The 22,564-nt window shown below is 60.3% G+C and carries 21 protein-coding genes, 1 tRNA gene and 1 pseudogene; 16 read left to right on the forward strand and 7 right to left on the reverse strand.

What is annotated here, in order from left to right; translation table 11 throughout:
• Positions 1–409 precede the first annotated feature (409 nt).
• The 6 genes from JQ624_RS06275 (at position 410) to JQ624_RS06300 (ending at position 7,886) form a co-directional block, all read left to right on the forward strand.
• Entirely contained in the window at positions 410–1,510 is a 1,101-nt protein-coding gene (locus tag JQ624_RS06275) for a hypothetical protein (RefSeq protein WP_212417984.1), read from the forward strand.
• On the forward strand, positions 1,503–4,349 hold the full coding sequence (locus JQ624_RS06280) for a DEAD/DEAH box helicase (RefSeq protein WP_212417985.1): 2,847 nt from the start codon (positions 1,503–1,505) through the stop codon (positions 4,347–4,349). Before JQ624_RS06275 ends, JQ624_RS06280 begins: the two co-directional genes overlap by 8 nt.
• Positions 4,350–4,444: 95 nt before the next feature.
• Entirely contained in the window at positions 4,445–4,636 is a 192-nt protein-coding gene (locus JQ624_RS06285; RefSeq protein ID WP_212417986.1) for a hypothetical protein, read from the forward strand.
• 760 nt (positions 4,637–5,396) lie between these two features.
• A complete protein-coding gene (locus JQ624_RS06290) occupies positions 5,397–5,753 on the forward strand; it encodes a DUF3489 domain-containing protein (protein WP_212417987.1) in 357 nt (118 codons plus the stop codon).
• A 4-nt stretch (positions 5,754–5,757) separates the two neighbouring features.
• On the forward strand, positions 5,758–6,270 hold the full coding sequence (locus JQ624_RS06295; protein WP_212417988.1) for a DUF2924 domain-containing protein: 513 nt from the start codon (positions 5,758–5,760) through the stop codon (positions 6,268–6,270).
• Positions 6,267–7,886: a recombinase family protein gene (locus JQ624_RS06300; protein WP_212417989.1), complete on the forward strand. Its 1,620-nt coding sequence runs from the start codon at positions 6,267–6,269 to the stop codon at positions 7,884–7,886. The genes JQ624_RS06295 and JQ624_RS06300 overlap by 4 nt, the downstream gene beginning before the upstream one ends.
• Before the next feature lie 242 nt (positions 7,887–8,128).
• Here JQ624_RS06300 and JQ624_RS06305 read toward each other — a convergent pair.
• A tRNA-Val gene (locus tag JQ624_RS06305) sits at positions 8,129–8,203 on the reverse strand.
• A 133-nt stretch (positions 8,204–8,336) separates the two neighbouring features.
• Entirely contained in the window at positions 8,337–8,696 is a 360-nt protein-coding gene (cpdR, locus tag JQ624_RS06310; RefSeq protein ID WP_212417990.1) for a cell cycle two-component system response regulator CpdR, read from the reverse strand.
• Here cpdR and JQ624_RS06315 point away from each other — a divergent pair.
• The 5 genes from JQ624_RS06315 to JQ624_RS06335 all read left to right on the forward strand — a co-directional run bounded on the left by JQ624_RS06315 (position 8,695) and on the right by JQ624_RS06335 (position 12,847).
• Positions 8,695–9,024, forward strand: coding sequence for a hypothetical protein (locus JQ624_RS06315; protein ID WP_212417991.1), 330 nt, complete (start codon positions 8,695–8,697; stop codon positions 9,022–9,024). The genes cpdR and JQ624_RS06315 overlap by 2 nt on opposite strands.
• The gene (locus JQ624_RS06320; protein WP_212417992.1) at positions 9,021–9,908 is read left to right on the forward strand and encodes an N-formylglutamate amidohydrolase; all 888 of its coding nucleotides are present in this window, start codon (positions 9,021–9,023) and stop codon (positions 9,906–9,908) included. The genes JQ624_RS06315 and JQ624_RS06320 overlap by 4 nt, the downstream gene beginning before the upstream one ends.
• Before the next feature lie 535 nt (positions 9,909–10,443).
• Positions 10,444–11,223 carry a histidinol-phosphatase gene (gene hisN, locus JQ624_RS06325; RefSeq protein WP_212417993.1) on the forward strand — a complete coding sequence of 260 codons (780 nt, stop codon included), beginning with the start codon at positions 10,444–10,446 and terminating at the stop codon, positions 11,221–11,223.
• A 22-nt stretch (positions 11,224–11,245) separates the two neighbouring features.
• Positions 11,246–11,773, forward strand: a complete 528-nt coding sequence (locus JQ624_RS06330) for an isochorismatase family protein (protein ID WP_212417994.1) — start codon at positions 11,246–11,248, stop codon at positions 11,771–11,773.
• A 105-nt stretch (positions 11,774–11,878) separates the two neighbouring features.
• On the forward strand, positions 11,879–12,847 hold the full coding sequence (locus JQ624_RS06335; protein WP_212417995.1) for a tripartite tricarboxylate transporter substrate binding protein: 969 nt from the start codon (positions 11,879–11,881) through the stop codon (positions 12,845–12,847).
• A gap of 140 nt (positions 12,848–12,987) precedes the next feature.
• Here JQ624_RS06335 and JQ624_RS06340 read toward each other — a convergent pair whose 3' ends face one another.
• Entirely contained in the window at positions 12,988–13,881 is an 894-nt protein-coding gene (locus JQ624_RS06340; protein ID WP_212417996.1) for a LysR family transcriptional regulator, read from the reverse strand.
• Between the two features lie 207 nt (positions 13,882–14,088).
• Between JQ624_RS06340 and JQ624_RS06345 the strand changes: the two genes are divergently transcribed.
• Positions 14,089–14,841, forward strand: coding sequence for a sulfite exporter TauE/SafE family protein (locus tag JQ624_RS06345; RefSeq protein WP_212417997.1), 753 nt, complete (start codon positions 14,089–14,091; stop codon positions 14,839–14,841).
• Between the two features lie 75 nt (positions 14,842–14,916).
• Here JQ624_RS06345 and JQ624_RS06350 read toward each other — a convergent pair whose 3' ends face one another.
• Complete coding sequence (locus tag JQ624_RS06350) at positions 14,917–15,564, reverse strand: LysE family translocator (protein ID WP_249129458.1); 648 nt, start codon at positions 15,562–15,564, stop codon at positions 14,917–14,919.
• 187 nt (positions 15,565–15,751) lie between these two features.
• On the opposite strand from JQ624_RS06350, the gene JQ624_RS06355 reads away from it, so the two are divergent.
• Complete coding sequence (locus tag JQ624_RS06355) at positions 15,752–17,566, forward strand: adenylate/guanylate cyclase domain-containing protein (RefSeq protein ID WP_212417998.1); 1,815 nt, start codon at positions 15,752–15,754, stop codon at positions 17,564–17,566.
• Positions 17,567–17,725: 159 nt separating this feature from the next.
• Positions 17,726–18,382 (forward strand): annotated as a pseudogene (locus JQ624_RS06360) (cytochrome C); the annotation flags it as partial.
• A 49-nt stretch (positions 18,383–18,431) separates the two neighbouring features.
• Here JQ624_RS06360 and JQ624_RS06365 read toward each other — a convergent pair.
• Positions 18,432–18,842: a GFA family protein gene (locus tag JQ624_RS06365; RefSeq protein WP_212418000.1), complete on the reverse strand. Its 411-nt coding sequence runs from the start codon at positions 18,840–18,842 to the stop codon at positions 18,432–18,434.
• 76 nt (positions 18,843–18,918) lie between these two features.
• Positions 18,919–19,866, reverse strand: a complete 948-nt coding sequence (locus tag JQ624_RS06370) for an alpha/beta fold hydrolase (RefSeq protein ID WP_212418001.1) — start codon at positions 19,864–19,866, stop codon at positions 18,919–18,921.
• A 265-nt stretch (positions 19,867–20,131) separates the two neighbouring features.
• On the opposite strand from JQ624_RS06370, the gene JQ624_RS06375 reads away from it, so the two are divergent.
• Both JQ624_RS06375 and JQ624_RS06380 read left to right on the forward strand, forming a co-directional pair.
• Positions 20,132–20,599, forward strand: coding sequence for an Hsp20 family protein (locus JQ624_RS06375; protein ID WP_212418002.1), 468 nt, complete (start codon positions 20,132–20,134; stop codon positions 20,597–20,599).
• A 196-nt stretch (positions 20,600–20,795) separates the two neighbouring features.
• Positions 20,796–21,563, forward strand: a complete 768-nt coding sequence (locus JQ624_RS06380) for an alpha/beta fold hydrolase (protein ID WP_212418003.1) — start codon at positions 20,796–20,798, stop codon at positions 21,561–21,563.
• A gap of 87 nt (positions 21,564–21,650) precedes the next feature.
• Here JQ624_RS06380 and JQ624_RS06385 read toward each other — a convergent pair whose 3' ends face one another.
• Positions 21,651–22,340 (reverse strand): hypothetical protein, encoded by a 690-nt coding sequence (locus JQ624_RS06385; protein WP_212418004.1) that lies wholly within the window; start codon positions 22,338–22,340, stop codon positions 21,651–21,653.
• Between the last annotated feature and the right edge of the window lie 224 nt (positions 22,341–22,564).

Raw genomic sequence — 22,564 nt, forward strand, 5'->3', positions numbered from 1 at the left:
GGAGAACCCAGATGTGATTGCTCACCGAGGGTAATAAAATGGGCCCCGGCAGCGGTTCTAGCGTCATCCTCATCCCTGTGGTCTGTACATTCCCGAACCAGAACGCGACTCAGTTGCACAGAGCCTGCATTGCAGCTTTGGCCCAAAGTCTCGCTGATATCAACCTCGACCCCGGGGCTTCCCGCTGAGCCGCCAGTCCGTTTTCGCAAGTTGCGAGCTAACCAGACCCTGTACGCCGCCTGCATCTCAGACTTTCGTCCAAGAGATCGTGCAGTGCGAAACCCCCGTTGGCAGCCGCACCCGTCTAATGGCAGCAACGATCTAAGGTTGATGCTGCATATCGCGTTGGCTAATAATGGGTTAGGCCAGCCGCTACCGGCTCGATCAATTTGGGACTGTTTTAAACTCGATGGCTGAAACTTGGAGGCCTGAAGATTTTTTGGCCGGGGCAAGCGATCCGCTCGGTGCCAAAGACTTTTGGGATCCTGAGTTTCAAGAGATTGCACCGATCGAACTAACAGCGCCATTTCCTAGAACAGGCTCACATCGAAGCCCACTTACCATTCAAGTTAAACCGAATGAAAGTCTTGATGGAGGGAGGGATCATGACGACTTTGCTGGCAAACGACCGCCCGCCGAGGCTATTGATCCTTGGGAACGTATCGAGGCAACGCCGGCCCCTTTCCCATCCGTCAAATTAGATGGCGGCTCTGATTTTTGGGAACCTTCACCTGTGGTGGAGGTCCCATCGGTCCATCGGAGTTTGGCCGACGATTGGTCGGTGCGAATACCGTTTCCAAGCTACGACCCCTCTGCTTCGGAGAACCCGTTTTCGGGATTCTTTTCAGAAGACAGGCAAGAGATTTTACCGGAGAAGCGGGCTCGCTGGTTGCTCAGTATGCTTGGTGTCAAAGATAATGCCCGACAGCGTCGCTTTTTGAGCGCATTCACGGATATCTTTATCGAATACCCTCATCACTCGACATTCAGGGCGTTGTCCGACCTCGCCCTTGAAGACCTTGCCGCTGACGACTTCATATCAGCCTTTATCCTCAAGCAGATTTGGAATGACTTTCCGTTGTTCTCCTCTATTCGTACTAGGCGCCGAGAGTTGTTCATCGCGTCAAACAGATCCTCTTTGCTCGGCTGGAAACATGCGGTCCAGCTGATTACGCAAAGCCGCGGCGTTCCTCCAGAGCAAATCATCAATCCGGACTGGTATGATGATTGGTTGAATATCCCTTATGGCGATCCGCTGTATTGGCGGTTTGTCGATTACATCGACGCGCGGATCGATTCTGTGGAAGCTGGCGCCCTCGACGTTCCTCCCACAAATCGGCGATCCGCCGTGTCACCTATCAAAGATATCAGCATCGACGGGTTCTCACCGTTTAATAACTTTTCGCGGACATCGATGCTCACAAAGGGTTATACGGACCGTTGGGAATATTCATGCGACGCACCGACTGCACCCAAGAGTTCGGAGAACGCGGATATCTATGATGGTTGACCTCGTTCCAATCGAAAATGCCTGGGTTTGTCGTAAGGACCAACCCGACCAAATCGGTTTTGTCACCGGAATCTCGAAACTCAACGGGCACTCGATTATTGAGGTAGATTTCGGGCCTGGCGGAAAGTCACGGCTAACAAGCGGCGAATGGGGTTGCGGACTGCGCCCAGGCTTCACCGTACAAGACGTGCCTCTTTCCGGTGTCCGACAAACTCTTGGCATCGGAACAGTGGTCGAGATCAGAGAGATTGCGACACGGCAACAGGCGCTTGTGCAGCTTCACGGGTCTGGAGAAACAATCTGGCTTCCCTTCGAGCGTTTGCGTCGCATCATGGACCCCGCACTCAGATATAGACGTGCTGATCCGGCGGAAAAAGATTCAGCAGAACGTGTAGCACTAAATGTCCTTGGTCACGCCCTTAAAAATTGGAACGAAGCAACGGGCGCCCTAGATAGGCTCGACGTAGATCCGCTACCTCATCAGATCGCGCTTGTGCATCGCATAATTAACTCCGGGCAGACCAATTGGCTCATTGGTGATGACGTCGGCCTGGGAAAGACTATTGAAGTCGGACTATTGCTTGCCGGTCTCGAGAGAAGGCAAAACATCCGCCGAATACTTCTCGTGGTTCCTTCCGGACTTACCCGGCAATGGAAGGACGAAATGCTGCTCAAATTTGATCGCCGTTTCCTAATCTATGGCATTGATTTCCGAGTATCGGACTATCGGGAATGGGGATTATTCGAACACGTTATCGTCTCACTTGACCTCGCCAAACCAAGAAGCGGGGATGATGATGGATCGGACACTGACACGGCCTTCGGCATGATTCTGGCGGCCGGTAATTGGGATATAGTTGTCTTCGACGAGGCCCACCGACTTTCCCGAGACGACAAGGGCAGATCAACTTTACGCTTCAAGCTCGCACAGGCTCTCCGGCAGAAAACTGATTCCCTGGTGCTTCTGAGCGGCACTCCACACCAGGGAGACACTGGAAAATTCCGTAATCTCCTATCGCTTGTCCGACCGGACCTTCGTTCTGCGATTGATCAGATCGAATTCAATCCCGATGTCGTCAGAGAAATTGTACTGCGAAATCGCAAGATCGACGCCGTCGACCTTAATGGGAACTTCCTCTTCAAGGGTCTCATTGTGAGCCGGATCGAGGTCACACATGATGCAGAATTTTCCCAACTGGAAAGCGAGCTGAAGGCATACCTGCGAAAAGGGTATCAGGCCGGCGACTCTATTGGCGGCTCGGAGGGGCGCGCGGTCGGCTTTGTGATGACAATATACAGAAAACTTGCCTCGTCCTCGGTCGCAGCATTGCATATCGCTCTTATGAATCGATTGGATCGGATCAATCAAACCGCCTCCGAAGGATCACGACCTGCACTGTCCGACGAGAATGACGACGAGGCCGATATTGACGATAATATTGTCGAAACGACAAAATCTTCGAGTAGGCTGCCGTTCTTTGAGGACGAAGCTCGAATGCTTGCAGATTTGATTGCAAAGAGTGCACTCTGCATGCGATCGGATCGCAAGGGCGCTCAACTTATCGAGCTCGTGCGGAAGCTGGTGCTCGAGGAAAAGAGGAAGGTCCTCATCTTCACGGAATATCGTGCGACGCAAGCATACCTACTCTATATGATAAAGGCGCTACTTGGAGCACTTCCAGCGATGATACACGGCGGCCAAACCGCCGAAGAAAAACTAGCGGCCGTTCAAGCTTTTGAAGACCATGCCTCGGTTTTGATCTCAACTCAGGCTGGCGGTGAAGGGCTCAATCTTCATCGCGACTGCTACGTTATGATCAACTATGATCTTCCTTGGAATCCGACCAAGATTATCCAGAGGATCGGACGGCTTTACCGGTACGGCCAACTTCACAAGGTATTGGTCTTCAACTTCCACGCGCGAGATACAATTGATAATGAAATTGTTTCCACGTTGGTCGAACGCGTTACCACCATAGTCTCCGAGATGGCCGGCGTCGGTCCAGAATTCAACGAGATGGGGACCTACGCAGCAGACGTGATGGGAGACATTCTGGAACGGGTCGACATCACAACTCTGCTCGACGAAGCACGGAGGGGGCACGTCGACCGCACCCAGGACAGGATCGATGCTGCAATTGAAGAAGCTAGGAAGGCTAAAGCGATCCAGGAAGAAGTTTTTAAGGGCACCGACCAACTAGAAGTCACCAAACTTGTAGAGAATTACTACTCGACGGAGCAAGTCGCGCAAATCATTAAGCGGTCACTTCCCTTTGTAAAAGTACACCTGGACAGCGAACTCGATGCCGAGCGCTTTACCTTGCGTCTTCCTCTTGAGATGCGGGGCAAGTTTCCAGAATTTGGCGCACGGACTGTCATTCCTGTCACTACGAGGCGACGGGACTGGCGCGCCGAAAGTGAGACTGTCTTGCTGGATTTCTCGACGACATTTGTCCAGTTCTTGATTCAAACGATTACGTCAGCCGAGTTTGGGGGGACGTACGCCGCTTTTGCGGTTAATCCAGCATTGCCTGAGTTTTTTTCCGTTTTTCTCGCTCGTTACCAGAACGATCAAGGCCGTCCCCAGGGCGAGAAACTCATCGTTGTTGACAGAGACAGCAGCGGGTCTTTCGAAGTTAGCAACCGTATTATTGCTAAGCTGCTGGAAGGACCTCAGACCACTGACCTTCCGCGTCCGAAGGACGCCGCACTGAGGAAATCCGAACTTGATGCCGCATCGGACAGAGCCGAGGTAGTTATGGCTCAAGACCTGTCCCGGTTTCGACATCCGAACGATCTAATAGTAATCGCCGTCGGTGAGAGCGCGATACCACAGTAGATGTTGCGAGAATTCGAGGGCTTCTAGAAGCAAGGCGCAGGGCGCGCGTAGCCTGATCGACCCAGCGATTCAGAAAGTGCAGTAATGGAGTAGGAATGGCAGACGATTCCGGATTTGCGGGTGAGTATAGCGCAAGCGAATTGGCCCGGCTATTGGTCGATGAGTTCGCCAACTGGTACCGGAACCTTGTAGAAAAGGGCGCAATTCCGCGCGCGTTTACTGCCGTCACGACGCAGGCAAGCGAGCTGTTGTCGTTTTGGATGGCTGGGGCGGCAGTCGAACCCTGACCTCCCAAATTTAACGGCTATTCAAGCCAGCGAAGCCACTGCCTTTGCCCATCCTGAGAATTGGCTCGATTCGAGAGCCACTTTTCCCGCACGAGGGCTTTCTCATAGTGCCAGACGTTTTCGACGGCCAATAAACCCGCGGAATAACGGCCAATTTCGCTCGGAGAGCTCCCAGGCCGAAATTGACAGACTCCTTGGCGGGCGAGAAGAGATTCAAACTGCCGATATGCTCATAAATTGCAGTTTGAGCTGTCCGACCGAACTTTTGCTCACGTTGGCGCCGTGCAATTTTGCATCTACAGCAGCCCGAAGAACGGTGCGCTGTTGCAACCATCACCGTCATTGGCGGAGAAAGCCACTGGCAAAGTTGTCTACTGAGAAACGGCCGACACTGAACCTGCAAAGCCGCGGGAATTCGCTCTCTCAGTGGGCAACTCGAGCAACTACGGCTGCTAACCCGCGGAAGTCACGCTGGAATTGAGTAGACGAACTTTTCTCTCGCAATATCAGTGACTTGCTGGCGGCGCAGAGGGGATTCGAACCGCCGACATGCTTGTAAAATATCCGAAATCCGTAGCCGGCCTGTGCTGTCGAGGAGCAACTATGTTGCTCAGATTTGACTGGCTTTCGTGTTTGATCCGAGCGTTGCTGTCGTGACTTGGAGCGGCCGAGGCCGCTTTGGGGTCTTGCCCTGCCGGGTTTTTGCCCGGGCGGGGCTGAGGTGGTGCGGCGGATGGCGTCGCACAACCCGGAGGGCCCCATGACCAAATCCAAGCCCAAGTCCAAAACCTCGCGTCGCTCAGCTGCACGAACGACCAGCAAATCCAAACGTCGCTCGCGATCCGCACGTTCATCACAAAATACCTCGATGCGGCGCGACACCAAGCACGCCCGTATTCTTGCGATGTTGCGGACGCCAGCCGGCGCTACGATCGCAGCGATCATGACGGCTACGGAATGGCAGCAGAATTCAGTGCGCGGCTTTCTCGCCGGCGTTGTTCGCAAGAAACTCGGTTTGAATCTGGTTTCCGAACAATCCGACAAGGGCCGAGTCTACCGAATCAAGGATAGCAAGGCTACGTCCGGAGCTGCGGATCGCATGAAGCAGGCAGCCTGATGCGATGCGGAAGAAACGTCGCGATGGTCGTATCACGACCGAGACATCTATTGAGGACGAGATCGCCTATTTGCGCGGTCTCGATCTCAACGGTCTGCGCGCGCGGTGGCAGAGCGTGTTGCAAAGACCGGCGCCCGATCATTTGCCGCGGCATCTGCTGCTTGCGATCATCGCCTATCGGATTCAAGCCGATCGCTTTGGCGACCTCGACCATGAGACGAGGCAGTTGCTGGATCGTACCGGTGCGAGCGAATCCGGCACGGCGATGTCGGCGCGGCTGGTCACTTTCGATCAGAAGCGGAGCCAATTGACACCCGGAACAGTCTTGGTTCGGGAATGGGCCCGGCGCTCGCAGCGGGTAATGGTGATGTCAGATGGATTTTCCTGGAACGGCCAGACCTATGACAGCCTTTCCAAGGTTGCCTTTGCGATTACCGGCACTAGGTGGAATGGACCGCGCTTCTTTGGCCTGAGAGACAAAGAGGATCGGTTGGCCAGAGGAGAGGCCCGGTCATGAAAGCTCCTTCAGTCAAACCAGTCCGCTGCGCGATCTATACCCGGGTCTCCACTGAGCACGGGCTCGACCAGGAGTTCAACTCGCTGGACGCGCAATATGAGGCTGCCTCCGCCTATATAAAAAGTCAGGCCCATGCAGGCTGGGCCCTGATCCGCTCTCGCTACGATGATGGCGGATACTCCGGCGGATCGACCGACCGGCCCGACCTGCAGCGATTGTTGGACGACCTCCGCGCCAGGAAGATTGATGTCATCGTCGTCTACAAGGTCGACCGTCTGACTAGATCACTGGCAGACTTCGCCAAACTGGTCGAACTGTTCGATGCCCACGGCGTGTCATTTGTCTCTGTCACCCAGCATTTCAATACCACGACCTCCATGGGCCGTCTGACGCTGAACGTGCTGCTGTCCTTCGCCCAATTCGAACGAGAAGTCACCTCCGAACGGATCCGAGACAAGATTGCTGCCTCAAAGCGGAAGGGTCTTTGGGTCGGCGGTCCCCTGCCCCTCGGCTATGAGATGAAGCACGGCAAGATTGCCGTCGTCGAAGACGAAGCCGAACGAGTCCGGCTGATTTATCGGCGATACCTCGAACTCAGCGGAGTCAATGCGCTGGTGCGGGACCTCGAAGACAAAGACATTCGAACAAAGACAAGACTGCGCGCAACCGGTGCGACCCAGGGCGGCATTCTCTTCCAACGTGGCTCCCTATTCTATCTGTTGCGCAACAGGTTCTATATCGGCGAGGTCAAGTACAAAGGCGAAATCCTGCCCGGCGAGCAGCCAGCAATTATGGAAAGGAAGCTTTTTGATGCAGTTCAGCAGAAGCTCACGGATCAATGGTCCCACCGAAATCACGCCAAAACCAAATCCGACCATCGCCTGACGGGCCTCCTGTTCGACGATGCGGGCCATCGCATGATCCCAACCCACGCCACCAAAACTGGAATCCGCTATCGCTATTACGTCTCGTTGCCGCACCTCAAGGGAGAGTCCAAGACGGTATCCGTCGGATCGGTCTCCCGCATTCCTGCAACGGACATCGAAGACATCATTCTCAAATCGGTGCACGAATATCTTGGAGCCCAGCACGCCGAACCCACTGCCAGCAGCACACTCGCGGACGATCGCAGCCTGATTGCGGAGCAAGTGGTCCGCATTGATGTGCATAAGGATCGGTTGATCATTCGATTCAAATCGGCGGGCACTGAGGAAGAAGCTCACTCGACAGATGGTCAAACGCTGTCGATCCCTTGGCAGAAACCGCCCTCCAGAAAATCCCGACAGATCCTCATCCCGTTTGGCGTCCTCCGAAATGAAGTTCGGCCGACCCGCATTGAGCGACGCGCGCGTCTTGTCAACGCTATTGCGCGAGGCCGCCGATGGCTTGACGAGATCGTTTCAGGCTCAGTTACTAACATTGAGCAGATCGCCACACGGCAAAAATGCAGCGTGCGACAGGTCAATATGACCGTCTCGCTCGCATTCCTGGCACCGGACCTCGTCAAAGCAGCGGTCGAGGGCCGTTTGCCCCGGGGTATCGGTGTCGAGCGACTCCGCGACCAGCCCGCGGAATGGAGCCGACAGTTCGAAGGGCTTGGACTCAATCCACGATAGGTTCGGACGCCGCTCGAGCTCACATCTCAACAGTCAATTCCCGAGCGCTCGCTAATCAGTTCGTCCTGAAGTTCGGACCGCGGGGAACGGAATTTTTGGATGCAGAGACTGGAGGCCAAGAACCCGCCGGAGAGACCACTGTTCACGGCAGAGACCCGAACCCCCCAGAATAGGCAGCAATATCCCCGCAGCAACGGGCTCTTTTCGATAGACGACGGCTCCTACCGTTCGGGAAGACTGGGTGGTGGGCGCGACAGGGATCGAACCTGTGACCCCTACCATGTCAAGGTAGTGCTCTCCCGCTGAGCTACGCGCCCTAGAATGGGATGACCGATCATCCCGCTCCAGCTTTAGTCGTATTGGTGGGGTCCGTATATCGGCTCCAAAGCGCCCCCGCAAGGATGCTTGGACGTAATTTCCGGAGTGATTTCGAACGAAATCGAGGCCGAATCAGGCCGCCAGCATCTTGTTCACTTCGCTGACCAGTTCGCGCAGGTGAACCGGCTTGGCCAGCACCTTGGCGTTCTTGGGCGCTTCCGAATCGGAATTCAGCGCGACCGCAGCAAAGCCGGTGATGAACATGATCTTGATGTCGGGGTCGAGTTCCGAGGCGCGGCGCGCCAGCTCGATGCCGTCCATTTCGGGCATTACGATATCGGTGAGCAGCATCTCGAACGGCTCCTCGCGCAGCCGTTGATAGGCCGACATGCCGTTGTCGTGGGACGAGACCTGAAACCCCGCGTTTTCCAGCGCCTTAACCAGGAAGCGGCGCATGTCGTTGTCGTCTTCGGCGAGGAGGATCTTGTGCATGGCGGTCAGTCATCGAACCTGGCTTGGAGGATCATTGCGCCCACTAAGCCCGACAGAGGGTAAATTTCGGGTGAAAGGTAATTGCTTCTTGGCGGCGGCGGGCGTCGCTATTTCTGTAGCGAAACGTAACAAGATCGATCAAGGCGGCGCTTTTCAGGCGTTTGCGATACCTTCCAGGAGAACGGCGGCTTTTTTCGCTTGGCAGAATGATTACGATTACGGACAATACATCCTTACAAAAGCCCTGCCCTTCGCCGGCAGAATCGGTCGCATGATCGATCGCTGCAGAAGGGAATGCGGACATTCAAGGGACGGCGCCCCACGATGACCCAGTTTGACGGCGAGCTGTCGCCCCCGTTTCAGATCGTGGAGCCGGCGCATTGGCGGGCGCCGATCATCTTCAACTCGCCCCATTCCGGCTCGGTCTATCCGCTCGAATTTCTCAACGCCTCCCGGATCGACGTCGCCGCGCTGCGCCGCTCCGAAGATTCGTTCATGGACGAGTTGATCGGAGACCTGAGCGAACAGGGCTTTCCGACCGTCCGGGTCAATTTCCCCCGCTCCTATGTCGACGTGAACCGCGAGCCCTATGAGCTCGATCCGCGGATGTTCACCGGCCGCCTGCCGAGCTTCGCGAATACCCGCTCGATGCGGGTGGCCGGGGGCCTCGGCACCATCCCGCGCGTGGTCGGGGACGGGCAGGAAATCTATCGGGAGCGGCTTTCCGTCGACGACGCGCTGGGACGCATCGAGGCGCTCTACAAGCCGTATCACCGGGCGCTGCGGCGGCTGATCAACAAGGCCCATCAGGCGTTCGGAACCGTGATCCTGGTGGATTGCCATTCGATGCCGTCGGTCGGGGTGTCGCGCGACGAGCCGCGGCGGCCCGATATCGTGATCGGCGACCGCTACGGCACCAGTTGCGCCAGCCTGCTTCCCGATGTCGTCGAGGAAATCATGAGCAAGCTCGGCTATTCGATCGGCCGCAACAAGCCCTATGCCGGCGGCTTCATCACCGAGCATTACGGCAACCCGGCCAGCGGATTGCACACCGTGCAGCTCGAGCTCAACCGCGCGATCTATATGGACGAGCGGCGGCGCGAGCGCAGCCCGCGCTTTGCGCAAGTGGCCGCCGATTTCGCCGCGCTCGCCGACGCGCTGGCCCAAGTGCCGCTCGCGGACCTCGGGCCGTTCCAGGCGGCGGCGGAGTAAGATTCTATCCCCGTCATTCCCTGATGTGCGATTGCACATCAAAGCTCGCGCTTCGCGCGCCCCGGAATGACAAAACGCCCAAGAAAAAAGGGCCGCTTGAATGAACAAGCGGCCCAAGTCTAGGGAGGAAACGCCCAAGGAGGGCAGCGATAGCGCGAGGCGCTACCGCACCGCAACAATATGCGGCCGCGCTGCACAAAAGGCAAGGGTTTTTGGGTTGGTTCCGGTCCAAAGTGGAACAGGCTGGCGGATCGGCCACAGGTCCGGTGCGTGGATTTTATATAAGTAAAATCAATGGCTTGATTGGATTTCCGGCCAAGCCCCGGCCCCACTGCAGTGCTGGTATGCCAAAACTCGCAACTTCGTGATGGCAGGGCTAACCGAAAATCCACGCTTAAACGAAGCCTTTCCGAAAGCCGATTCGAAAGTCGGTTCGCAATACGAATGGGAATAACGCGCCGTTGGCGGTGCGCGACGGTGCGGATTGAGTTAGGCAAGAGGCAGTATTCTTCCTCAATTCCGGTAAGGGACAGCCGTGACGGTCATCGATTTCACAGCCTTCATCGGCCGCCTTGCGACCGCGTCCGGCGAAACCATCCTGCCGTTCTTCCGAACCTCGCTCTCCATCGACAACAAGAGCGCGAGCGATTTCGATCCGGTCACCGAGGCCGACCGCGCCGCCGAAGCGGTGATGCGCCGCCTGATCAAGGCCAACTTCCCCCAGCACGGCATCGTCGGCGAGGAATTCGGCAACGAGCGCGAGGACGCCGAATATGTCTGGATGCTCGATCCCATCGACGGCACCAAATCCTTCATCGCGGGATTTCCGATCTGGGGCACGCTGATCGCGCTGTTGCACAAGGGCACGCCGGTGTTCGGCATGATGCACCAGCCCTATATCGGCGAGCGCTTTTCCGGCGATTCTGGCTCGGCGCATTATTCCGGGCCGTCCGGCGAGCGGCGGCTCACCGTGCGCCGCTGCGCGACGCTGAAGGAAGCGACCTCTTTCACCACCAGTCCGCTGCTGATGAACGCCGCCGACCGCGAGATCTTCGGCCGGGTCGAGAATGCAGTGAAGCTGTCGCGCTATGGCGGCGACTGCTATTCCTACTGCATGCTGGCGGCCGGCCATCTCGATCTCGTGGTCGAGACCGAACTCAAGCCCTATGACATCGCGGCATTGATCCCGATCGTCACCGGCGCCGGCGGCGTCGTCACCAACTGGGAAGGCCAGCCCGCCCAGAGCGGCGGCCGCATCATCGCCGCCGGCGACGCCCGCGTGCACGAGGCGGCGCTGAAGTTGCTCACCAGCTAGGGGCTCAGCCACACAGGATCCGATGGATGCATTGATCATCGTCGATATGCAGGTCGGGCTCCTCAACGGAAAGCCGAAACACGATCTGCGCGGCGTCATCGAACGAATCAACCGGCTCGCCGCGAAGGTGCGCGAACGGTCCGGCGTGGTGATTTTCGTGCAGCATTGCAGCGGCTCGGAAGACGATTTCGTGCCGGGCACGCCGGGCTGGGCGTTTCTGCCAGAGCTCAATCGCGCGGCTGCCGACATCGTCATTCGCAAGACCCTGAACGATCCCTTCGTCGGCACCGACCTCGCGGCACGCCTGAAAGAAATTGCGCCGGAGCGCGTCTTCATCACGGGATGGGCAACCGATCTTTGCGTCGACGCCACCGTCCGATCGGCCGTTTCAAACCACTACAACGTCGTGGCGGTGACCGACGGCCATACCGTGAACGACCGGCCCCACCTCGACGCCGCGAGCGTCATTCGTCACCACAACTGGATCTGGAGCCATTTGATCACGCAGCGATCGGTCCGGCTCGCATGTACGGACGAACTCCTGATTTGACGAGGCTTGGCTGGCGCCGCAACCAACCGGGATCTTGCATCGAACGGTTCATCGCGTACGATGCCCCTCGAACACGCACCATAGATGCGGGATCGGGGGGCATTCATGGGATTTCTGGGCAGGCTGCTTGCCGGACTGACGCTGCTGCTTTTGCCGGCCCTGGCCTCGGCGCAGGATTTTCCTGCAAAGCCCATCAAGTTGATCGTGCCGTTCCCACCCGGCGGCCCCAACGACATCATCGCGCGCCTGGTCGGCCAGCGCATGTCCGAGCTCACGAAGCAGCCGGTGCTGATCGACAACCGCGGCGGCCAGGCCGGCGTGCTCGGCACCGATGCCGTCGCCAAGGCAGCCCCCGACGGCTACACGATCGGGATCGTGAGCGCGAGCGCACTGGTCATCAACCCGACGATGGAAAAGGTGCCCTACGACGTGACGAAGGACTTTGCGCCCGTCACGCTGGTGACCACGGTGCCGGAAATGCTGGTCGTCGCCAGCAACGTGCCCGTCGGCGACATGAAGGAGTTGGTCGCGCTCGCCAAGGCCCAGCCGGGGAAACTCAATTTCGCATCCGCCGGCGTCGGCGGCCTGCCGCATCTTGCCGGTGAACTGCTCAAGCTGACGGCCAGGATCGACATTGTGCACGTACCCTACCGCGGCGCTGCCCCCGCCATCAACGACTTGCTCGGCCAGCAAGTGCAGATGGCGTTCCTCGATTTGCCGGTGCTGCTGCCGCATATCAAGGCCGGCACCCTGCGCCCGATTGCGCTTGGCGCTCCGAAACGCGCGCCCACCTCACCTGACGTGCCGACTACCGCGGAGGTCGGCATGCCCGACCTCCTGATCGAAAACTGGTACGGCATGATCGCGCCGGGCGGGACACCCGAGCCGATCGTCACCACCCTGAACCGCCTCGCCAACGAGGCGATGAACGATCCGCAGGTGAAGCAGAAGCTCGCCGATCAGGGCCTGACGGTTGCCGGCAACACGCCGGCGCATTTTCGCGACTACATCGGAACCGAGACCCAGAAGTGGGCGCGCGTCATCAAGGCCGCTGGCCTTGCCACAGGCAAATGACGTCCGGCTTCGCCCTGTCAAAAATCAAGCAGGCGTCCACGCAATTCCACGAACGGAATCATGATGTGGGTTCGGAACGCTTCGCGTTCCCTTAGCGCGCGGTACCAGCGCTAGCACGCCCGGCAGCGGCGGCCACGTGTTCAATGTGGCGCAGATTTGCGGAGGTGCTCCGCCAGTTGCTGCGCCGGCTTGGGCAGCGCCCGAAAGCTCCGCGCGCAGATCACGAGCCGCCGATTGGCCCAGCCATCCCTGATCCTGACGACATTGATCTTCATCGATCGCGCGCATCGTTTTGCAGCGACTTCAGGCATCACGCCAATCCCGATGCCGGCGGCGACCATCTGGCCGATCGCATCGAAATTGTTCAGCCGTGCGCGAAACCGCAGACGCGCGCCGAGCCGCGCCGCATGTCCGCTGACATGGGTATGCAACGCGATCGAGCTGATCAGGCCGACAAATTCGCGCTCCACCACTTCGCTGAAATCGACCTGCCGCCGGTTCGCCAGTTCGTCGTCGCGCGCGGTGACCAGCACGAGGCGGTCTTCGCTGAACGGGATCCGCTCGATATTGTCCGCAAGCGCGTGTTCAGCGGCGAGTCCGAGATCGGCGACGCCGGTCAGAATCGCGCGGGCGATGTCGGCGCTTTCGCGTTCCTCGACGTCGATCGAAATGCGGGGATGCGCGGCCAGAAAGGCAGCCAGCGCCTTCGGCAGATATTCCGAGAGCCCCGATGTGTTGGCGAGGAAGCGGACGGTGGCCTTTGCGCCACGGGCAAAGGCGGCAAGATCGCCGCGCATCGCCTCGACATTGTGGAGCACGACCCTGGCGTGATCGAGCAGGCTTTCGCCGGCCGGCGTCGGTTCGACGCCGCGGCGGCCGCGCGTCAGCAGCGATACGCCGAGCGCTTGTTCCAGCCCCTTGATCCGCGCGCTTGCCGAGGCCAGTGCGAGATGAACCTTTGCCGCGCCGTTGGTGATGCTGCGGGTCTCGGCCACCGCGACGAAGAGCTGAAGATCGACCAGATCGAAGCGCATCGGGATTCCTCGCGAAGTAACTCGCGTCGAAGCCGTCATTGCGAGGAGCGCAGCGACGAAGCAATCCAGCTATCCGTTCTGCCGCGATATGGATTGCTTCGCTTCGCTCGCAATGACGGAAGAGGCACGCAGCCTTCGTCTTAGACGAAGGCTGTCTCCGTAATCTCCAGATTGTGCGTATTATACCGATAGGTCAATGTCGGCCCCATGTTCGATTCCCTGCTTCTCCTCGTCACCGCCACCTTCCTGCTCGCGGGCTTCGTGAAGGGCGCACTCGGGCTCGGCCTGCCGACGGTATCGATGGGCCTGCTTGCAGTGTCGATACCGCCGGCCCAGGCGATCGCCATCGTCATCGTGCCGGCGATCGTCACCAACATCTGGCAAACCTTCGGCGGTCCTTACTTGCGCGATATTTTCCGGCGGCTATGGCCATTGCTGGCCGGAACGGCCGCCGGCATCTGGCTGAACGCGGGGTCGCTGACCGGGCCCTATGCGCGCTATGCCACCATCGCGCTCGGCCTGTTGCTGGCGATCAATGCCATCATCGGCCTGAGCAAATTCGATTTCACCGTTGCCCGCCGAAACGAAAAATGGGTCGGCGGCATCGTCGGGCTGCTCACCGGCATGATTTCGGCGGCAACCGGCGTGCAGGTCATTCCGTCGGTGCCATTCCTGCAGGCCATTGGCATGGAGAAGGAAGAGTTGATCCAGGCATTGGGCGTGTTCTTCACGGTCGCGACCCTGGCGCTTGGCCTCAACCTCACCGGCGCCGGCCTGCTCACGGCCGCAACCGCACTGCCGGGCGCGGTCGCCATGGCAGCGTCCTTTGCCGGCATGTCTATCGGACAGGCGGTGCGGACGCGGCTGCAGCCGGATATCTTTCGGCGCTGGTTCCAGATCAGCATGATTATTCTCGGCCTCTACCTCGCCAGCAATGCGCTTGCGAAACTGATGCCGTAACTTCCCCGAAGCCACGCAGGAAAGCCTGCGAATTCCCAGCGACGGAATTTTCCCCGGACAGGCCGACAGCCGAACCTAGCGCGCCTCCAGCATCGCAACGCGGATACCGAGATAGACGAACAGCCCGCCGAGAGCCCGGTTGATCCAGGCCATCGCGCCGGCCGATTGCCGGATGCGTCCGGCGGCCCTGGCCGCGAAGGCGGCAATGCCGAAGCACCACAACGTGCCGCTGGTGATGAAGATCAGGCCGAGCACGAGGAAGGCCAGCGTCTTGTGGGCAGATTCCGCCGCCACGAATTGCGGCAGGAACGCCAGAAAGAACAGCGCCACCTTCGGATTGAGCACGTTGGTCAGGGCGCCCTGCCAGAACACGCGGGCAAGCGAGGTCTCGTTGCCCGCCACGGCCGCCTCCGCCAGCGGACGCGAATGTGACAGCAGCATTTGGATGCCCGTAAACAACAGATAGGCGGCGCCGGCCCATTTCAGCACCGTGAAGGCGGCAGATGACGCCATCAACAGCGCCGACAGGCCGATGGCGGCGCCGAACACGTGAACGAGGCAGCCGACGCTGATCCCGGTCGCCGCCGCCGCCCCGCCCCGCCATCCGAACTGGATGCTGCGGCCGATAATGTAGGCCGTGTCCGGCCCCGGGGTGACGTTGAGCAGCAGCCCGGAGAGGATTAAAAGCCAGAGTTCATGAATGCCGAGCGTCTCAACCATCATTTGACCGGTTCCATGACCCTGTCTGCCCTTAAATTGCGCGTGTGCCATTCCAGACGGTTTGCAGTACTATCATGAGCAAATCGGGCTTCCATCAGATTGCGCATATTTTATAAACATTGGAATTGGTCGGCCGACCACGTAGTGGTTATCCTGCCCATTCCGGCGCCGTTGGGGATATACTGGGGACATGGAAAGACGCCTGGCAGCCATCGTCTGTGCTGACGTCGCCGGCTATTCCCGCATGATGGGGGTCGACGAGGCGGGCACGCACGCCACGTTCAAGGCCCATCGCACCGCGATCTACCCGATCATCCTCAATAATGGCGGCCGCCTGGTGAAGAACACCGGCGACGGCTTCCTCCTTGAATTTCCCTCTATCGTCGGCGCCATCGAGGCCGCGATCGCGATGCAGATGGTGATGGCCGAGCGCAACGAGCACCTCCCTGCCGATCGGTCCATGCAGTTCCGCATGGGTATCCACATGGGCGACGTGATGGCCGACGAGGACGAGGTGTTCGGTGACGACGTCAACATCGCCGTCCGCCTCGAATCGGTCGCCGCCCCCGGCGGCGTGGCGGTTTCAGGCAAGGCCTGCCATGAGGCGGGCAAACGCCTCAGCGTCGCGCTGGTTGACGCCGGCCCCCACCGGTTCAAGAACATCGACGAGCCGATCCAGGTCTGGACCTGGCAGCCCGCCGGCTCCGACGCCAGCGGCCCTGCGCCCAGAGCCTCGACCGGAACATCGGTCGCCAATCTTCCAGCCCAGTATCGGACGGCGATCGTGGGCGTGCTGCCGTTTGCGAATCTGAGCGAAAGCGCGGACGAGTATTTTTCCGACGGGCTGACCGAGGACCTGATCCACGCGCTTTCACTGCAATCGTTCTACCGGGTGCTGAGCCGCAACTCGACCTTCTCCTTTAAAGGCAGGAATGTGAGCACGCGCCTGATCGCGCGCGAGATCGATGCGAGCTACCTGATCCAGGGCTCCGTACGCCGCGCCGCCAACAAGATTCGCGTCACCGCCGAGTTGATCGCACCTGAGACCGGCGAGCAGTTGTGGACCGGCCGGTTCGACCGCGACATCGGCGACCTGTTCGCGATGCAGGATGAGCTCACCACCAGCCTGTCCGCGGCGATCGCGGCCGAGATCTACCGGGCGGAAGCGTCCGCCCCGCCTCGCTCCTCATCGAACGACATCACCGCATGGGATCGATTCCTGAAAGGGCTTTCCTACTATTACCTGCAGACCAAGGCGGATTTCGAAACCGCGATCGGCCTGTTCAAGGAAGCCATCGCGCTCGATCCGACGCTGTCGATCGCGCGTGCCTATCTCGCCACCATCCTGACCCAGGCGATCCATTTCGGGTGGATCAAGGGCACGCGCGAAGAGTGGGATACCGCGATGAGTCTCGCGGAGAGCAGCGTCCGGCTCGATCCCCGTTCGTCCTTTGCGTTTCAGATTCTGGCCTATCTGCACGCGCTGGAAGGGCATTACGAGGCGGCGATGGATGCTGCCAAACGGGCGGTCGGGCTCAACCCCTACGACATGGGCGCACGTGGCGTACTTGGCGCGTGTCATCTCTACAGCGGTGAACATCGGGCCGCCGTCGAATTGTTTACGATGGCAGCGCAGCGTGGCAACAGCGATCCCCGATACCAATTTGAGACGTTCAACGCGTTCAGCCATTACCTGCTCGGCCAATATGACGCTTCGCTGTCATGGGCGCGCGAGGCCCTGTACGCCAATCCCAATCATCTGCAGGCGCTCACGATACGGACCGCAGCGCTCGCCCAATTGGGACGCGCCGACGAGGCGGCAAATGCGGCCGGGGTTGTGCTGAGCAACTACCCGACCCTGACCGTCGAACGCTACTTGCGGAATTTTCACTGGAAGCTTCCGGCCGACATTGCCCATTTCCGCGACGGCCTCGTAAAGGCCGGCCTTCCCTTCAGTAAATTGACGCTGGTCGAATCCGCTCCAAGGCTTGCCGCCGATTCCTGAGAATGGGACAGGCCGTCGGTTGACATGGCGTCGAATTCCGCCAAAACTTGCCTACACGCTGAAGTAGCGCGCCGCTGAATTCCCTTTTTCAGAACCGTCATCCGCTTTCCCTTGGCAGCGGACCGATTTTCATACTTGGCGCTTTGAGGATTTGAAGCCATGTCGGACAACCCCATCGGTACTGCTCCGGGCGCCACGCCGGCCGGACAGATTCCCGTTTCGCCCAACAATCCCTGCCCGTTTTTGCGCGCGCTGGTCGCCAACGGCTATGTCGGCGGTCACGTCGTGCCGCTTTCGCAGCTCTCCGAAATGATCGGATTGGCAAGCGGCGAAACCGGCTCTGCCCAAAACAAGGTGCGGATGGAAACCCGGATGGTCGCCGTCATTGCGAACGGTCTCGGGCCGCTGCGCGTGTTGAAAAGCGCAACCTCCGGCGCGGTGCTCGACGAACTGCGCGATGGCCCGCTCGACAAGCATGGCGGCGGCTCGCGCATTCTCGACGTCGATGCGAAGGTTCATGAGGACGAAATCGCCCGGCTCGCCGGCTTCGGCAAAGACCGCAAGGATCCTGCCGGCGGCATCGAGCGCGGCCTGACGGCGAAAGAGATCGACACCTTCATGAAGGCCAATCTCAAGCGCGACGGCGATGCGGCGCGCTGGTACTATCCGATCCTCATGAAGGGCGAATGGCCTGTGCTGCTGAAAATCCTCGGCAAGGGCGAAGGCGAGGAGCGTTATCTCAGCGTCGCCGAGGTCAGGACCCTGTTCGTCGAACGCCGGCTGCCCGAGCGGATCACGGCGCGGCTGCCGAAGCCGGGGGCTGGAAGATAACTGCCGCAGGCGGGTGCGGCCGGCCACGCATTCGCTACGGCTTCGGCCCGTAGCCCGGAACCCATTTTTCATGCTGGGGCAAGTCGTCCTGAATCGTCCACCAGGGCGCACGCGACGACGTAAATACGTGCAGGAGCGGCCGAGCCTTGGGATCGTCGTCGAACAAACCGGCGGGGATACTGACCGTCTTCAGATAACTTGCCTTGCCTGGCGTCAGGCAGCCGCAGATCTTGCAACGATACCGGAAACTGCCGGGCGCGGATTCATAGCGCACGGTCATGTCCTCGCCAGCCGAAAATCGGAACTTGTCAACTTCGACGTGAGCGTACGTTGCGAATGCCGCGCCGGTAAGTTTGCGGCAATTGGCACAATGGCAGTGTGTGATCGATCGTACCTTATCGACTTCAAACCTGACGGCGCCGCACAGGCAGCTTCCACGAATCATGACGGCATTCTCCAGACCCAAACTACCGCCAGCGCGGTTCGCGTCCGATTGAACCGGCTCAAATCACGGCAAGCAACTATTTGAACAGCGGCGTGCCCGGCACGAAAGCGTCGAACGCCGCCCAGAATTGCCCGCGGTAGCGGTCCTGCTCCTGCAGGATCTCGTGCCTGGAGCCCGCGATCACCAGATGCGAGCCGGCGCGCAGATGATAGGCGAATTCCTCGATCGCGGCGGTGGAAACAATGGTGTCGTTGCTGGCGGCCAGCATCAGGATCGGCTGGCGGATTTCGGACGGATAGGTCGCGCCACGAAAGGTGTGCATCGCCCTGAACGCGGTATCGGCCCAGGCCACCGTCGGCGAGCCGATGCCCAGCGTCGGGTCTTCTTCCAGGATCGCGGCGTTGCGCGCGTAGCGCACGGGATCGCTGGTGAAGGGGTTGTTGATGAAGGATTCCGTTCCGGTCAGCGCGTCGCTGCCGCCGGGCACGTAGCGGCCGCCCTGCCCCATCAGCCGCATGAGCCGCAGCAACGCCCGCGCCGGGAACGCCGTCGTGCGCCCCGGCAGGTCGATCATCGGCGCCGACAGCACCATGCGGTCGAACCAGCGTTTTCCCGCACGCGCCACCCGCAGCATGACCGCCCCGCCCATCGAATGCGCCAGCGCGAAATAGGGCGGCGGGCAATCCGGCAGCACCACCTGCTGCACGAAGGTTTCGACGTCGACCTCGAAATCGGCGAAGTCGCGCACATAGCCCTTGCGCGGATCGCGCAGCCGGCGCGAGGAATGCCCCTGGCCGCGCCAGTCGATCATCGCCACCGCAAATCCGCGATCGCGCAAGTCCCGCACCGTCTCGAAATATTTCTCGATCTGCTCGCTGCGCCCGGTGAAGACGCAGACCGTGCCCTTGCGCCCCGCCGGCGGCGCCCAGCGCGCGAACCGCAATTCCGCGCCGTCGGGCGTCTTGATGGTGCCTGAGACGACGTCCTCCGGAACCGGATTGGCGGGGATAGAGACGAGCGTCATGACGGCAACCGGCTAGGTGAAAAGGGCTGGAAATCAAGGCGAGAGCGCAAAAAAGGGGCCTGTTTCGCCCCTCTTGAACGCCGTTTCACCCCTCCCATATCATTTCTGTGCAGGCCGCTACCAGTGTTTCGGAACCGAAACCCAAGGGCTTCAAACCCCAAGGGCTTCAAAACCTAAGGCTCCAAAACCAAAGGCTGCACCAGACTACGGCCCGGCCCGATGGCGGGCGGGTTACTTGAAACAGTCGCTCAATGGAGGACTACCCATGCGTACCTACGATCTCACCCCGTTCTATCGTTCCACCGTCGGCTTCGACCGCTTCTTCAGCCTGCTCGACCAGGCGACTGCAGACGGCAGCCCCGGTTATCCCCCCTACAATATCGAGCGCACCGGCGAGAATGCCTACCGCATCAGCGTTGCGGTCTCCGGCTTCTCGCAAGGCGAGCTTTCGATCGTCGCGAAGGAAAACACGCTGACGATCAAGGGCGAGAAAACCGCCAACGAGAACGGCAAGGACAATTCCGAAGTGCTCTACCGCGGCATCGCGGCGCGTGCCTTCGAGCGCGTATTCCAGCTTGCCGATTTCGTGCAGGTGAAGAACGCCTCGCTCGAGAACGGCCTGCTCCACGTCGATCTCGTCCGCGAGATCCCCGAGGCCAAGAAGCCGCGCAGCATTCCGATCAATTCCGGCGCGCAGGCCCCGCAGGTGGTCGACGCTTCGGTCGCCGCGTAAGGCGGTCAAGTTTTCGGCCGGTATTGGCTGAACGCGAAAACGCCCCGGGAAACCGGGGCGTTTTTTTTTGCGCGCATTCCTGATCCGCAATTTTGCAGGGCCTCAAGTGGCTCACGTCGGCGTGACAGCCGTAACGACGCGGCTGCTTTCATCGAAGTGGCGAGTGAGCCGGGGCAAACGGACACGGAGCAGATCGATGAAGAGCTTACGAACACTGACAGTTATTGCCGGCATCCTTGCCGGATCGCTCAGCGCGCAGACGGCGCTGGCCGCGGCACCGGTCAAGGCCAAGAACGTCGTGCTGGTGCATGGCGCCTGGGCCGACGGATCGAGTTGGTCGGAGGTCATTCCGCGGCTACAGGCGGCGGGACTTCACGTCACCGCGGTCCAGAATCCGCTGACCTCGCTGGAGGATTCGGTAGCCGCCACGCGCCGCGCGCTGGCGCAGCAGGACGGCCCGACCGTGCTGGTGGCGCATTCCTGGGGCGGCACCGTCATCAGCGAAGTCGGCACCGACCCGAAGGTCACGGGGCTGGTCTATATCGCGGCGCGCGCGCCCGATGCGGGCGAGGATTTCGTGGCGCTGTCCCAGAAGTTTCCGGCAGGTCCCGCGCGCGCCGGCGTTCAGGAACATGACGGCTTCACCAAACTGTCCGAGGACGCGTTCCTGAAATACTTCGCCAATGGCGTCGACCGGAAGACCGCGGAAGTCCTCTACGCCGTGCAGGAGCCGACCGCGGCTTCCCTGTTCACCGGCCGCACCACCGCTGCCGCCTGGCGCAGCAGGCCGAGCTGGTATGCGGTGTCAAAACTCGACTACACCATCAATCCCGACCTCGAGCGGTTTCTCGCCAAGCGCATGAACGCCACGACGGTCGAACTGGAGGCCGGCCACCTGTCGCTGGTCTCGCAGCCCGACAAGGTCGCCGACCTGATCCTGGCCGCCGCAGGCGCGCACGAATAGCTCAGCGCAATGAAAACGCCCCGGGAGGACCGGGGCGTTTTTTGGTTCGTAGGTACGTAGCCCGTCGGCTCTGTCCGGGCTACATATTCACTCCAGCCCCTGCATCGCGGGCATGTCCTGGGTCGGTGCAATCTGCGGGGCGGGTTTGGCCGGAACCGAGCCGGTCGTCACCGCCGCGGCTGCCGGCACCTCGGCCGGCTTCGGCGCTGGCGCTGCCGCCTGCTTGATCGGCGCGGCAGCGGGTTTGGATGCGATCGGATTGGCCTTCGGCATCGGCACCGCCCGGCTCGCTACATGAGGAGCTGGCCGTGACGGCCGCGACGCGGCCTGGACATCGAGCGGCGCTTGGGCCTGCGGCGGAGCAGCCCCGGAGGATCCGTGGAGCGCGCTCTGCTCCTCGTAGTAATTGTCGCCCATGCGGTAGGCCGGCAGGAAGCGGATGATCCGGCCGTTGCGCGCATCGATAATCAGCCGCCCGTCCTCGCCGCCGCGGTCGATCACCGCAATCGTGTAGACGAAGCCGCGGAGCCTGGGGATGCCGAGCGGCGAGAAACCGTTATCGCGCAGCACGGAATAGACTTCCGTCGACGGCAGCAGGCCGGGGCTGTATCCGAAGCGCGGCCCGGGTCCGTAGTGCGGCGTGGGAACCGGCTGCGGTGCCACCGCGTAGGGGGCGTCGAAATCCGATGCCGCCGTGTAAGGCCCGGGCACCTGCGCCTGCGCGCTGCCCGCCAGAAGGACCAGTCCCGCCGCCAAAGATCCCGTGAAAAACTTCATCACCGAAAGCTCCTGTAAGCCCCGCAGCCACCGGGCCTGAGCGGGAGCATTTCGCTTGCTCGCCTGCCGGCCCGGGCCAAGTTTTCATTGCGAAATCCGGCGGTCCTTGGGCCGGATCGGGGCGCCGCTGCCGCAAACCCCCGCCGGCGGTTTTTTCCCCGGCCGCCAAGCGCCGATCTGCATGCGGGCGAGGACTTTCACGCGCTTGTGTGATAGACAAAAAT

Origin of the sequence: Bradyrhizobium sp. AUGA SZCCT0283, from assembly GCF_018130385.1 — a bacterium.
In the GTDB taxonomy this organism is placed as follows: Bacteria; Pseudomonadota; Alphaproteobacteria; order Rhizobiales; family Xanthobacteraceae; genus Bradyrhizobium.